The 12,625-nt window shown below is 73.5% G+C and carries 12 protein-coding genes and 1 tRNA gene; 4 read left to right on the plus strand and 9 right to left on the minus strand.

Annotated elements, in window-relative coordinates:
- Positions 1–175: 175 nt before the first annotated feature.
- Positions 176–247, minus strand: a tRNA-Val gene (locus LG396_RS28875).
- 140 nt (positions 248–387) lie between these two features.
- Between LG396_RS28875 and LG396_RS28880 the strand changes: the two genes are divergently transcribed.
- The 3 genes from LG396_RS28880 (at position 388) to LG396_RS28890 (ending at position 2,743) form a co-directional block, all read left to right on the plus strand.
- Complete coding sequence (locus tag LG396_RS28880; RefSeq protein WP_018839019.1) at positions 388–1,659, plus strand: coiled-coil domain-containing protein; 1,272 nt, start codon at positions 388–390, stop codon at positions 1,657–1,659.
- A 59-nt stretch (positions 1,660–1,718) separates the two neighbouring features.
- Positions 1,719–1,943, plus strand: a complete 225-nt coding sequence (locus LG396_RS28885; RefSeq protein ID WP_026276536.1) for an FmdB family zinc ribbon protein — start codon at positions 1,719–1,721, stop codon at positions 1,941–1,943.
- A 110-nt stretch (positions 1,944–2,053) separates the two neighbouring features.
- Positions 2,054–2,743 (plus strand): DUF4383 domain-containing protein, encoded by a 690-nt coding sequence (locus LG396_RS28890; RefSeq protein WP_225797018.1) that lies wholly within the window; start codon positions 2,054–2,056, stop codon positions 2,741–2,743.
- Here LG396_RS28890 and LG396_RS28895 read toward each other — a convergent pair.
- The 4 genes from LG396_RS28895 to LG396_RS28910 are packed head-to-tail and all read right to left on the minus strand — an operon-like array spanning position 2,721 to position 8,114.
- On the minus strand, positions 2,721–3,398 hold the full coding sequence (locus tag LG396_RS28895; protein WP_018839016.1) for an O-methyltransferase: 678 nt from the start codon (positions 3,396–3,398) through the stop codon (positions 2,721–2,723). The two genes, LG396_RS28890 and LG396_RS28895, sit on opposite strands and share 23 nt — an antisense overlap.
- Positions 3,395–4,207, minus strand: a complete 813-nt coding sequence (locus LG396_RS28900; RefSeq protein ID WP_225797019.1) for an HAD family hydrolase — start codon at positions 4,205–4,207, stop codon at positions 3,395–3,397. The genes LG396_RS28895 and LG396_RS28900 overlap by 4 nt, the downstream gene beginning before the upstream one ends.
- Entirely contained in the window at positions 4,204–6,930 is a 2,727-nt protein-coding gene (locus tag LG396_RS28905; RefSeq protein ID WP_225797020.1) for a phosphoribosyltransferase, read from the minus strand. Before LG396_RS28905 ends, LG396_RS28900 begins: the two co-directional genes overlap by 4 nt.
- The gene (locus LG396_RS28910; RefSeq protein ID WP_225797021.1) at positions 6,930–8,114 is read right to left on the minus strand and encodes an HpcH/HpaI aldolase/citrate lyase family protein; all 1,185 of its coding nucleotides are present in this window, start codon (positions 8,112–8,114) and stop codon (positions 6,930–6,932) included. The genes LG396_RS28905 and LG396_RS28910 overlap by 1 nt, the downstream gene beginning before the upstream one ends.
- Before the next feature lie 162 nt (positions 8,115–8,276).
- Between LG396_RS28910 and LG396_RS28915 the strand changes: the two genes are divergently transcribed.
- A complete protein-coding gene (locus tag LG396_RS28915) occupies positions 8,277–9,080 on the plus strand; it encodes a TerD family protein (protein ID WP_225797022.1) in 804 nt (267 codons plus the stop codon).
- 15 nt (positions 9,081–9,095) lie between these two features.
- Here the strand turns inward: LG396_RS28915 and LG396_RS28920 are convergent, their stop codons facing one another.
- The 4 genes from LG396_RS28920 to LG396_RS28935 all read right to left on the minus strand — a co-directional run bounded on the left by LG396_RS28920 (position 9,096) and on the right by LG396_RS28935 (position 12,470).
- Positions 9,096–9,830: a TerD family protein gene (locus tag LG396_RS28920; protein WP_018839011.1), complete on the minus strand. Its 735-nt coding sequence runs from the start codon at positions 9,828–9,830 to the stop codon at positions 9,096–9,098.
- Between the two features lie 90 nt (positions 9,831–9,920).
- Positions 9,921–11,075 (minus strand): DUF475 domain-containing protein, encoded by a 1,155-nt coding sequence (locus tag LG396_RS28925; protein ID WP_100302683.1) that lies wholly within the window; start codon positions 11,073–11,075, stop codon positions 9,921–9,923.
- A gap of 289 nt (positions 11,076–11,364) precedes the next feature.
- Positions 11,365–11,850, minus strand: coding sequence for a peroxiredoxin (locus tag LG396_RS28930; RefSeq protein ID WP_027743949.1), 486 nt, complete (start codon positions 11,848–11,850; stop codon positions 11,365–11,367).
- A gap of 179 nt (positions 11,851–12,029) precedes the next feature.
- Positions 12,030–12,470, minus strand: coding sequence for a DUF3052 domain-containing protein (locus tag LG396_RS28935; protein ID WP_018839008.1), 441 nt, complete (start codon positions 12,468–12,470; stop codon positions 12,030–12,032).
- Positions 12,471–12,625: the final 155 nt, after the last annotated feature.

Below are 12,625 nucleotides of genomic sequence, written 5' to 3' on the forward strand. Positions count from 1 at the left end.
CGGGGGGATAGTCAGGGACGGCGTCGTTGAGGGTCGAGTGCACCGACGAGCGGGCCGGGGCCGTTGCCGGGGCTGCCGTCGAAGGGTTCCTCGTCAGGCCGCGCAGGGGGTCCGAGGCCGATGGTGAGAGGGAGAATGCGGGCTCCCCTGCTGGTCAGGGTGCCTGATCTCCGGGTGGGCGCGGACGGGTTCGAACCGCCGACATCTGCCTTGTAAGGGCAGCGCTCTACCGCTGAGCTACGCGCCCGGATGCGGGGACAGCGTACCGTGCCCCGCCGACGGCGATCGACCTGCGGGGTCCGCGGGGATCGTCGCGGGCCGTGTGTTCGTTCACCCCTGGTGGGAGAATGACTCTCCAGGGGAGCGCAGGGCAAGGAAAGGGGTCTCGTGGCATTCGGCGGAGGCGGAGGCGGCACCCGGCGGTGGGGCTGGGGAGACCGGGGCGACGGAGCTCGGGCCGAGGCACAGGCGGCCAAGGACGCCGCCGCGACCGCGTTCTACGAGCTGGATACCGCGCAGCGCGACCTGCGCATCTCCGTGGAGACGATCGCCGCCGTCGACGACTCGCCGGCCGCCCGCAAGGCGGCCTCGGACTTCGCCGCCCTGGGGCAGCGGATCGACGAGGTCAGCCACACGTACATCACCGCCGTCGACACCTACGACCTGGACCGCGACGACCTCGACCACGGCACCGCCTCCCGCGCCCGGCAGGAGCTCCAGCAGGCCACCAACGGGCTGGAGAAGGTCCGCTCGGACCTCAACCACTTCGCGCACGGCCTCGGCCCCCTCCTCGACAAGGCCGAGAGCCAGCTCGCGCGCCTCGCGCCCGCCGTGGAGCGGGCCCGGCAGGCGCTGCTGGCGGCGACGACGGCGCTGGACGAGGTGCGCGGCAAGGGCTTCCAGGCCGACGACCTCGCGGTCCGGCTCGCGCGGCTCGGCCCGGAGCTGACGAAGCTCAACGAGGGCGCCGGGCGGCACGGCGTGCAGGAGACCATCCACCGCGCGGTCGGCGTGCAGCGCGACGCCGAGGCGCTGCGCAGCGAGGCGGAGCAGTTGCCGCAGCGCGCCGAGGAGATCGACCGGCGCCTCGTCAGCCTGCGCACCCGCGCGCAGGCGCTGGCCACCCGTGCCGAGAAGGTCAAGCCGGTGCTCAGCGAGCTGCGCCGGCGGTTCGCGCTGGCCTGCTGGCGGGATCTGCAGGAGGTGCCGAACCGCGCCGCGCAGGCCGTCACGGAGGCGGAGGAGAAGATCGCCGACGCCGGCCGGGCCCGCCGCGAGCAGCGCTGGCCGGACGCGATCGCGCTGCTGGCGAGCGTACGGGCGCTGCTGAACCACACCGACGAGGCCGTGGACGCCGCCCGCGACCGGCTGCACCGCCTCGACGAGGTGGAGAAGGACCGCACCTCGGAGGTGGACCGCACCCGCTTCGCCATCCGCGACGCGCAGCGCCTGGCGATGGCCGGCCGCGACCGGCCCGACCCCCGGCACGCGGGACCGCTGGACGCGGCGGTCGAGCGGGTCGACCGGGCGGAGGCGGCGCTCACGGGGCGGCATCCGGACTACTGGAGCTTCCTGGAGGAGCTGGAGGCGGTGCGCGAGACGGTCGCCGAGGTGGTCCAGGCGATACGGACCGAACGCGGCAGCGGCACCGGCCGCTGAGACCCGGCTGCCGCCGCGCGCCCTACGGCCCGTTCCGTACCCGCTATATGCTGTCCGCCATGCCGCGATACGAGTACCGCTGCCGCTCCTGCGGGACGACCTTCGAGGTCAGCCGGCCCATGGCCGAGTCCTCCGCCCCCGCGGACTGCCCGCAGGGCCACGACGACACCGTCAAGCTGCTGTCCACCGTCGCCGTCGGCGGCGCCGCCACCGGGGCCGGTGCCGCGCCGCAGGCCGGCGCGGGCGGCGGGGGCGGGTGCTGCGGCGGAGGTTGCTGCGCGTAGCCGCGGAGCGCCGTAGCGTACGGCACCCCTTGGGCGACTTGCCCCGGTATGGCGCCGGGCGGATCCTGGATTACGGCACCGCTGTACGACCGCCGTAAGGAGGTCACGCCATGGCCGAGCAGGAGCACGTCACGGAGGCCCTGCCGCATCCCCTGGCCGAACCGCCCGAGGGCGAGGTGCCCGGCAGCCGCGAAGCCCTCACGGACATCGTCCACGTCGGGCATCCCGCCCACCAGCACACCAGGCTCGACGAGCACCTGCCCGTCGACCACCACCTCAGCAACGTCTACCGCGCCGGCGCCGGCCTGGCCGGCCTCTTCCTCGTGGTGTTCGGCATCCTCGGGCTCATCGACCGCATCGGTTTCTTCGACACCGGCGGCGACAAGACCCTCGGCCTGAACACCAACGGCGCGCTGAGCACCCTGTCCATCGTCGTCGGCGCACTGCTGCTCTACGGCATGGTCCGCGGCGGCAACTTCGCCTCGACGCTCAACATGGTCGTCGGCGGCCTCTTCGTCCTCAGCGGCTTCGTCAACCTGGCCCTGCTGGACACGAGCGCCAACTTCCTCGCCTTCCAGATGCAGAACGTGCTGTTCAGCTTCATCCTGGGCATGGTCCTGGCGATGTTCGGGATGTACGGGCGCGTCAGCGGCCGGCTCCCCCACGACAACCCGTACTGGCGCACCCGCAACCTGGACGCGGACGAACCGGAAGCCGGATCCGCGGCGGAGGCGGCGGGCGCAGCGGACGCGGCGGAGGCGGCCCGGGAGTCGTCCGCTAGCGGCGCCGCGCGACGGTGAGGCCGTCCGCGACCGTCAGCAGCACCGAGTCCATCCGGGCGTCCGCGGCCACGTGGTCGTTGAACGCCCGGATCGCCGCGGCCCCGCCCGTCGCCGCGGGGTCGGTGACGCGGCCGTGGAAGAGGACGTTGTCGGCGACGACGAGCCCGCCGGGCCGCATCCGCGGCACCAGTTCCTCCCAGTACTCGATGTAGCCGGGCTTGTCCGCGTCCAGATAGGCCAGGTCGATGTGCGGCTCGGCGGGCATCGCCCGCAGCGAGTCGGCGGCCGGGCCGATCCGCAGCTCGACGCGGTCCGCGACGCCGCCCTTCTCCCACGCCTCGCGCGCGTACGCCGTCCACTCCTCGGAGACGTCGAGGGCCACGAGCTTCCCGCCGTCGTCCATGGCCTGGGCCATGGACAGTGACGAGAACCCGGTGAAGGTGCCCACCTCCACGATGTGCCGCGCGCCGACCAGCCGGACGAGGAACGCCAGCAGCGGGCCCTGCTCCTGCGCGGACTGCATGCTCGCCGAGTCGGGGAAGCGGGTGTGCGTCAGCTCCACGAGGTCGCGCTGCACGGGGTCCAGCGGCGGGTTGTGGTCCAGCACGTACCGGTACAGCTCCGGGGTCTGGTCGGGGCGCTTGTCGCGGCCCGCGGAAGAGGCAGTGGTCATGAAAGGCATCCTGCCATCTGCCGGAGTATCAGCTCCCCGGCGGCCACGCCGCGTTCGCCGAGGGCCGTGACGTGCGGCGCGGTCCAGCCGCGGGCGGCCAGTTCGCCGTGCCCGGGGCGCCAGGCGCGGTCGGCGGCGAGGAGGAGGTCGGTGTCGAGGAGTGAGTCGCCGGCGGCGAGTACGTCCCCTCCGGCCGCCGGGCCGCCCACACGCCGCAGCACCTCCGCGAGCGCCGCGCTCTTCGTCAGCGGGCGCGGCACGGCGTAGATCTTGCGTCCCTGCGCCGATACGGACCAGCCGCGGCCCCCGGCCCACTCCCCCAGTTCCTTCAGCCACTCCTCCGGCACCGCGGCGCGCTCCACGACCAGGTAGGCGAAGAGGTCCTCCGCGGTACGCAGCTTCCGCAGCCACGCCGGGTCCGCGGCCCGCTCCAGGTGGGCGCGGACCTCGGCGAGCGGCGCGCTGCCGGCGGCCAGTTCGCGGTCCACCCGGGCCCGCCACCCGGCGTCGGCCTCGCCGTCGACGAGCAGGTGGCCGCCGTTGGCGCAGATCGCGTACCGCGGCGGCGGGCCGGGGAGCCGGACGCGGCGGTACTGCTCGCGGGTGCGGGTGGTCACGGGTACGAAGTGGGCGCGGCCCGCGAGGTCGGCGAGGAGCGCGGCGGCGGTCTCGGTCATGAAGGACAGCGGCCTGCCCTCGTAGACCTCGACGCACAGCAGGCGCGGCGCGTCGGCGTCGGGCACGGCGAGGTCGAGGGCGGCCGGGGAGTAGATGAGGGTGCGGTCGAGGTCGCTGGCGATGACGGTCACGGGGCGGACTTCCCGGGGGTGTCGGGGGCGGGGCGGGGAACGGAGGCGGGAACCGGGCCGGGCGCCGGGTCGGGGTGCGCCGCGCCGGGCGCGTGCGCCGCCGTCCCGCTCGCGCCGTCGGTCCCGCTCGCGCCGTCGGTCCCGTTCGCGGCGTCGGTCCCGTTCGCGGCGGCGGTGCCGTCCGCGCCGGTCGCGCCCCTGGTGTACCGGGGATGGATCAGCCCCACGCACGTGTACGGCAGGTCGTCCGTCTCCTCCACCGGCACCCCGCGCTGCTCCGCGAGCAGCCGCACGTGGTCCAGGTCGGCGCCCGCGCCGCGCCGTGCCAGTACGCGCCAGGGCACCCGGCGCAGCATCACCCGCGTCGTCTCGCCGACGCCGGGTTTGACGAGGTTGACGTCCCCGATGCCGTACGCCTCGCTGATCCGCTCCACGGCGGCCCACCCCTCCCACGTGGGCGTGCGCTCCGCCGCGGCCGGCATGGGGCGGACCGCGGCGGGGGCGGGGAAGCGGGCGGTGACGGCGTCGAGGAAGTGGCCGGAGAGGTCGTCGCCGGCGAGTTCGCGGTAGAACTTCGCGCCGTGGTAGTCGGCGGGGCCGATGAGGTCGGCGCGCAGCACGGTGCGGGATATCAGGCCCGAGACGGTGGAGTTGAGGCAGGCGGAGGGGATGAGGAAGTCCTCGCGGGTGCCGTACGTGTCCACGCAGCGGCCCGGGTCGGCGAGGACGGCGAGCCGCGGGTCGAAGGCGGGGAAGTCGCGCAGGGCGGCGGCGAGTTCGCGGGCGATGGCGCCCTTGCCGGTCCAGCCGTCGACGAACACGACGTCGGCGGGGTCGTGGTGGGCGGCCAGGCGGCGCAGGGCGGTGGTGTCGATGCCGCGGCCGCGGACGATGGACACGGCGTAGTGGGGCAGGTCGAGCCCGTGGGCGTGCCGGGCCCAGCGGCGCATGAGGATCCCGACGGGGGTGCCGGCGCGGGCGAGGGAGACGAGCACGGGGCGGGGCGAGCGTTCGGCGAGCACGGTCTCGGTGACGGTGGCGACGGCGTCGGCGATGCGGCCCGCGGTGGCGTCGAGCGCGCTGTGGAAGAGGCGTACGTAGTCGGGGCTGGGCTGGTACTCGACGGGCAGCGACTCGGCGTAGTGCGCGCCGCCGCGCTGGATGGCCTCCTCGCGCTCCTCGGTGGGGGCTTCGAGGGCGACGTCGGAGAGGTCCTTGAGGAGCCAGCCGACCTCGTCGGGTGCGTAGGAGGAGAAGGCGGGCCCGCGCAGGGGCTCGGCGGTGCGGGGGACGTACGAGGGGATCACGGCGAGGAGTACCCGGGGGGTGTGCGGGGCGAGCGCGTCGAGGAGCCCGCCGGGGGCGTGCAGGGCGGGGGTGTCGGCGGCGGAGTCGGTGACGGTGACGATCGCGTCGTAGGGGTCGGAGGTGTCGCCGCCTGCGACGTTGTAGGCGTAGCGGGGGCCGTCGGGGTCGTCGTGGGGGTTGTCGTGGGCGGGGAAGGCGAGGCGGCTGCGGATGGCGTAGCCGGGGTGGTCGACGGGGAGCACGGGCGAGCGGGTGGTGGAGGAGAACCGGACGTCGGCGCCGGGGAGGAGGTCTTCGAGGGCGGTGGCGAGGCGGAGGGGCGCGTACATCAGCTCCTCGGTGCCGAGGAGGAGTATGCGGGGCGGCTCCGCCGGGGTCCCGGGGAGGGCGAGGGCCTCGGCGATACGGGCGGCCATGGCGGGCAGGGCGGCGTCGAGCCGCTCCCGGTGGGCGGCGCTGAACCCGTGCCGCCCACCGTCGGGTACCCCGGCGGGCCACCCGAGCGCTATGCGCCGCACGGGCGCGGCATCCGTCGACCGGGCCGACGCCCCGGCGTCGCCGCCCGCACGCGGCGGTGCGGTCGTCGCGCCCGCGCCCGCCGCCGGAGGCGCCGTACCGGCTTCCCCCGCCGCGCCCCGCGCAGCGGGCCCCGCGCCGCCGTCCGCGGCGGAACCCCCGGTCTCCGCGAGGCGCTCGTGGCGGGCCACCAGTTCCGTGCCGCGGTGCAGGACGTCCGGCGGCAGGTGGACCGTGCCGGCGGCCAGCGACACCACGTCCACGCGCGTGCCCAGGTCCGCCGCGGACTTCTCCAGCGCCCTGCGGTCCTCCTCGGAGCGCATGTCGGTCAGCGCCGCCACCACGTACCGCGCCCGGGGGCGGGCCCCGTGCAGGGCCGCGATCGTGTTGCGCAGCGTGCGGCCCGTGGACAGTTCGTCGTCCACCAGCACCAGCGGGCCGTCCCCCGTCAGCAGGCCGGGGTCGGCCGGCAGCAGCAGGTGTTCCGTGGCGTGGCTGTGCTCCTCCTCGAAGCCCGCGGCCCTGGTCACTCCGGCGACCGGGCGGCGGGTGGAGTGCAGGTACGCGGCGGCCCCCAGGCCGTCGGCCACGCTGTGGCCCAGGCCGGTGGCCGTCTCGGCGTAGCCGAGGACCACCGCCCGGGCCGCGGCGTCCGCGCCCAGCAGGTCCCGGGCGAGGCCGCCGAGGCGCAGGCCGGCGCCGTGGATGCGCGAGGGGCGCTGCGGGACGTGCTTGCCGAGGACCGTGGAGACCAGCAGGTGTGCCCGGCGCGGGTTGCGGCGCAGCGCCAGGCCCACCAGGTCCCGTAGCTCCGCCGGGCCGGACAGCTCGACGCCGAGCCTGCTCTCCACCCACTCCCCGGACCAGGTTCCGCCGGAAGCGGCCGTAGGCGCGTCCATCAGCCGTCCCCCTGCCCCGCCGCCGCCAGCAGTTCCACGAACGTCGTGTCCTCCCGCGCGACGCCGAACACCCGCGCCCGCCGCAGCGTCCGCTCGGCCCACGCCCGGTGGGGCTTCGCCTCGTTCATCTTGTTCGTGTACGCGGACCGCATCACCCCGCCCCCCGCGCCGGACTTGCGCAGGATGTCCGTCGCGTCCATGTACTCCTCGTGGCTCACCACCGACAGCGCGTGCACCGGCGCCACGTGGCTGGGGTGGATGCACGTCTTGCCCTGCAGCCCGTTCGCGCGGTCCAGGGATATCTCCCGCAGCAGCCCGTCCATGTCGTGCTCGATGAGTGCCGCCCGCAGCTCCTCCGCCCGTCCGGCGGCGAAGGGGCTGCTCCGCAGCTGCGGCTTGAACAATCGTTCCTGCTGACGGAAGTACTCCCACACGGGCCCCGTGACCGTGAAGCCGCTCCCGTCCGCCCGCCCGAAGACGTTGACCACGTCCCCGATCGCCGACGCCACCAGCTGCACGTCGTACGCCGTCATGTCCGGCGAGCGCCGCAGCCCGTACGCGGCGCAGAAGTCCGTGACCCCGAGCCGCACCGCCAGCACCCGCTCCCGGTACTGCTCCAGCACCCGCGCGATGCCCCGCAGCGCCGCCGCCCGCGACTCCAGGTGCAGCACCTCGGGCGACTCCACCACCGGCATCGCGTACAGCCGCCGGCCCCCCGGCCCCGTCGACTGCTCCGCCTTGATCACCGCCTCCAGGAAGGCGACCCCCTGCACCGCCGTGAACTTCGGCAGCACGAACCCCGACAGCAGCCGCGCCGCGGGGCCCAGGCGCGCCACGAGGTCGGGGATCTGGCCCGCCTCCCGGGTCCGGACGAACAGCAGCGGCAGGACACCGCCGGCGTCCTGCCGCTCCAGCTCCTTCAGCTGCCGTACGACGTTCGCCTCCGCCTCCGGCACCTCGTCGTCCGCTATGGAGTCCTCCAGGCACAGCACCATCGACACCACCCCGCGCGCCGCCTGCACGCGGATGTCGCGCGCGAGCTGCGGGCGGGTGGCGGGGCTGTAGAGGGTCGCGCCGAGGGCCATGGCCAGCTCGGCGGGCGGGGCGTCGGCGGTGAATTCGGCGGGCTCGCGGTGGAACAGCGCGGCACGTACGTCCGGGGAGACGTGCCCGAAGTGGCGCATGCGGTACTCCCGGGGGTCGTCGCGGCCGGGTCGGGGCCGGGGTGGGTAAAGGAACGTCGAAGTAAGGCGATGATTCGGTAAAAGGGACGTCCGGGAGACCTCCACCGTTCCCCGATCGCCCCGCATTGTCGACGCCGCTGGCGACAGGGCAGGATAGCCCGCATGACGCACGCCATGGCGCAGGGATCCGACATGTCCGTATCCGTCGCTGCGGTGCGGGCGGTGCTGCGCTGGACCCCGGGCGCCGGGATCCCGGACGTCGACGCCTGCGTCATCCTCCTCGACGAGGGCGGCCGGGTCCGCTCGGACGCCGACTTCGTCTTCTACAACCAGCCCCGGCACCCCTCCGGGCTCGCCCGCAAGCTGCCGAAGAAGCGGCAGGGCGAGGGGCTGACCGACTCCGTGGAGGCGCAGCTCACCCGGCAGGACCCGTCGGTCGACCGCATGGTGCTGATCGCCTCCGCCGACGGCGGCACCCTGGCGCGGGTGCGGAACCTGCGCGTCGAGCTGCACGACGCCGGCGCCGGCGCCGGCGAGGCGGCGGGCGGGGAGCCGTTCGCGTACGTGGACATCCAGCCGGACGGCGGCGCGTCCTCCGCGCTGATCTGCGGCGAGCTGCGCCGGGCGGGCGGCGGCTGGCAGTTCCGGGCGGTGACGAAGGGGTACGGCACGGGCCTGGTCGGCGTCGCCGGCGAGTTCGGCATCTCCGTGGACGAGACCGACACCGGGCACCACCCGACGCCGGAGGCCGCGAACGACCCGGCGTCCGGCGACCGGCACAGCGCGCAGAGCGCCCACAGCGCCCCGTCCGCGCAGAGCGCCCGGTCCGCCCCGGCCCAGCAGCCCCAGTCCGCGCAGCCGCAGGCGCAGCCCCAAGCCGCCCCGCAGCCCGCGCCCCCCATCGCGTACGGCTACCCCCCGGCGTTCACCCTCCCGCCGCAGGGCCCCCAGTTCATCGGCCGCTGACCGCCGCCCACGGGGTCAGGTCTTCGACTTGAAGCCCCGCCCCCACACCAGCCCCCAGCCGTACAGCCGGTCCAGCTCCGACTGGAACCCGTACACGTACCGCACCTCGCGCCGCACCGTCAGCTCGCCCTTCTTGTTCTCGATCAGCAGCACCGCGCACGAGCGCGCCTCCGGCGCCCGCTCGTCGAGCGCGATCTCCACGCGCGGGCCGCTGGACGGGTAGAGCGTGACGACCGCCTGGGTGCGGTCGAAGGCGGGCGTGCCGTCGTAGATGTAGACGAAGACCAGCAGCCGCCGGAAGGCGTCCTTGTGGTCGAGGTTGACGTACACCGTCTCGCCGGAGCCCGAGCCGAACCGGTCGTCGCCGCTGAGCTTGATGTACGGCGCGTCGTTGATGTCGCCGAGGAGGTTGCCGAGGGGCTGCACCACGCCCCGCGTGCCGTCAGCCAGCTCGTACATGCACGCCAGGTCGAGGTCGACGTTGACCACCGCGGGCCCCTGGGCCTGCACCATCTCGGGCCGGAAGAGCTTCGCCGGGTGCAGCAGCGTCCCGCCGCTCCTGCGGGTGCGGCCGCCGAGGTCGGAGGTGCGCATGCGCCAGGAGAGGTTGATGCGCAGGTTGCCGGTGTCGGATCCCTGCTTGGTCAGCGAGAGCAGCGGCTTGCGCTTGGTGAGCTGCACCGAGTACGACGCACCCGCGCTGTCGAACTGCGGCACCCCCTCCCGCCGCCAGTTGCCCCAGAACGACACCTCGCACCCCCAGGCATGAGAAAACCCCTCGGGACCGGCCGGACGACCGGCCCCGAGGGGAATCCTTCCGCATCGGGGAGCGCGCGGAACCTACACGCGGGAGGGAAGCTCCTTTTCGGCCGGTTCGTCTTCTCCTCCCCCGTCTCCGCCCTCCCGCTCGATGCGCCGGTTGCGGCGGATGGAGGAGTAGAGGGAGAGGCCGATGAAGGCGACACCGATGACGCCGGTGATGACCTCGTGGATGTGCCACTTGATGGTGATCAGCAGGATGGTCGCCAGGGCGCCGATCGCGTAGTGCGCGCCGTGCTCCAGGTACACGTAGTCGTCGAGGGTGCCCTGCCGGACCAGGTAGACGGTCAGGGACCGCACGTACATCGCGCCGATGCCCAGGCCCAGCGCCATCCAGAAGATGTGGTTGGTGATGGCGAAGGCGCCGATGACTCCGTCGAAGGAGAACGAGGCGTCCAGCACCTCCAGGTAGAGGAACATGAAGAACGCGGCCTTGCCCGCGAGCCCCACGGCGCTCGGCTGCTGGCCGGAGCGCTTGGCCGCCTCCTCCGCCTCGTGCTCCCGTTCCTCCTCCTCTTCGAGCTTGTTCTCGAAGTGCCCGGACAGGCCGCCGACGATGAGGTATGTGATGAGGCCGGCGATGCCGGCGGACATGACCGTCCCTGATTTGTCCACATGTCCGCCGCCGTGCTGGATCGCGCTCGTCGCGATCGTCATCGCGGTGGTCAGCAGCACGATCAGGGCGATGCACACGGAGATCGCGTCGATCCGGCCGACCTTCGAGAGCGGCTTTTCGATGATCGGGATCCACTTGTGCTCCCGCTCGGCGAAGAGGAACTCAAGGAAGATCATCAGCAGGAACATCCCGCCGAACGCCGCGATCGACGGATGCGCGTCGGTGACCAGCTGCTCGTAGCGGTCGGGGTCGTCCACGGCCAGCTCGATCGCTTCGATGGGCCCGACCTTCGCCGTGATGGCGACGATCACCACCGGGAAGACCAGGCGCATGCCGAAGACGGCGATGAGGATGCCGATGGTGAGGAAGATCTTCTGCCAGAAGGCGTTCATCTTCTTCAGCACGCCGGCGTTGACGACCGCGTTGTCGAAGGAGAGCGAGATCTCCAGGATGGAGAGGATCGCCACCAGGACGAACGCCTCCCACCCCCAGAAGATCGCGGCACAGGCGAGGCCCGCGGCGGTCACCGCGAAAGACCAGCCGAAGGTTTTCAGCACCACTGGCAGTCGTCCATTCTCATCGTGTGTCCGTCCGTCTCCGCGGCGCTGCACGGCACCGGGCTGTCGTCACCGTACCCGCACGGTTCACCCGGACCCGGCACGTACGTCGTGCCCCCATCTTCCCCGGCGGTGTCAAGCCCTGACACTTCCCGGGTCCGGAAGCGTCAGGAGCCGCACCGCTGCCGGATCGTGCGGGATTCCACTCCCCGGAGGTCCACCTCGCCGAACACCCGAACGAACACCGGTCCCGCGCGCGACGGGACCGCCGGCCGGGACCGCCCGCGGGACGTCAGGCGGCGGCGAGGGCCTTCAGCGCGGTGACGTACTCGTCGATGTCGCGGGCGTCCGGCAGGTCGTTGACGACCGTCCAGCGGACGGTGCCCGCGGTGTCGATGACGAACGTGCCGCGGACCGCGCAGCCCTTCTGCTCGTCGAGGACGCCGTACGCGCGCGCGGTGGCGCCATGCGGCCAGAAGTCGCTGAGCAGCGGGTAGCCGAAGCCCTCCCGGTCGGCGAAGACGCGCAGGGCGAAGGGCGTGTCACAGGAGACGGCCAGCAGCTGGACCTCGTCGTTGACGAACGCGGGCAGCCGGTCGCGCAGCGCGCACAGCTCGCCCGTGCAGACGCCGGTGAAGGCGTACGGGAAGAAGAGCAGGACGACCGCCTTCTCCCCGCGGAAGTCCGAGAGCCGCACCGTCTGCCCGTGCTCGTCGCGCAGCACGAAGTCCGGCGCCTCGGCGCCGGGCGCGAGGGCCTCGATCCCGTCCAGTGCCATGCGTGACCTCCGGTCCTGTCGGCCGGCCGAACCCGAACCGGGTCACGAGCGTACGGCGGGGGCGTGCTCCGCTCCCCGCCGGGATGCCGTCGCGCCGGCCGGCACCCGGCCGCGCGGCAGCCGCGGGACTGCCCGGCAGCCCCGGCGGGACCGTCCGAGCAGTCCCGGTGGCAGGTGCGTCAGCGCTTGGTCGAGCGGGCCCCCTTCGGGGTGACCAGGCGGCTGCCGCTCCAGTCCTTGCCCGCGTTGATGCTCTTGGTCTGGGCCAGACCTGCGGTCTGCGCCGCCTCGCCGATGTCGCTGGGCTCGACGTAGCCGTCACGGCCGGTCTTGGGCGTCATGAGCCAGACCGGGGCGCCTTCGTCGATCATGGTGGTGGCGTCCACCAGCGCATCCGTCAGATCGCCGTCGTCGTCGCGGAACCAGAGCACGACGGCGTCCGCGACGTCGTCGTAGTCCTCGTCCACGAGGTTCTGCCCGGTGATCGATTCGATGGCCTCGCGAAGCTCCTGATCGGTGTCGTCGTCGTAACCGATCTCCTGGACCACCTCTCCGGCCTGGAAACCCAGCCTGGTGGCGGGGTTGGTCCGCTCCTCCGCGTGGTCCGCGGTCGCGCTCACGGATTGCCTCCTGCTCGTGTGCCTGTGTCTTCCGATGTCTGCCGAAATCAGCATCACACCCGCGCGCACGCGAGGGCGATGGGCGTAGTCCACACGTGCCGGGCGAATCGCGCAAGTACCCGGCGGCCGATCCCGCCCTATGGAGGGCACCCCTG

It is taken from the genome of Streptomyces aculeolatus (assembly GCF_020400605.1).
GTDB lineage: Bacteria > Actinomycetota > Actinomycetes > Streptomycetales > Streptomycetaceae > Streptomyces > Streptomyces aculeolatus.

What these genes read in the sequence shown, in the direction of transcription:
- LG396_RS28885 (WP_026276536.1), top strand. Translation starts at nt 1,719, where the DNA reads ATGCCGCGATACGAGTACCGCTGCCGCTCCTGCGGGACGACCTTCGAG.
- LG396_RS28915 (WP_225797022.1), top strand. Translation starts at nt 8,277, where the DNA reads ATGACGCACGCCATGGCGCAGGGATCCGACATGTCCGTATCCGTCGCT.
- LG396_RS28910 (WP_225797021.1), bottom strand. Translation starts at nt 8,114, where the DNA reads ATGCGCCACTTCGGGCACGTCTCCCCGGACGTACGTGCCGCGCTGTTC.
- LG396_RS28895 (WP_018839016.1), bottom strand. Translation starts at nt 3,398, where the DNA reads ATGACCACTGCCTCTTCCGCGGGCCGCGACAAGCGCCCCGACCAGACC.
- LG396_RS28930 (WP_027743949.1), bottom strand. Translation starts at nt 11,850, where the DNA reads ATGGCACTGGACGGGATCGAGGCCCTCGCGCCCGGCGCCGAGGCGCCG.
- LG396_RS28905 (WP_225797020.1), bottom strand. Translation starts at nt 6,930, where the DNA reads ATGGACGCGCCTACGGCCGCTTCCGGCGGAACCTGGTCCGGGGAGTGG.
- LG396_RS28890 (WP_225797018.1), top strand. Translation starts at nt 2,054, where the DNA reads ATGGCCGAGCAGGAGCACGTCACGGAGGCCCTGCCGCATCCCCTGGCC.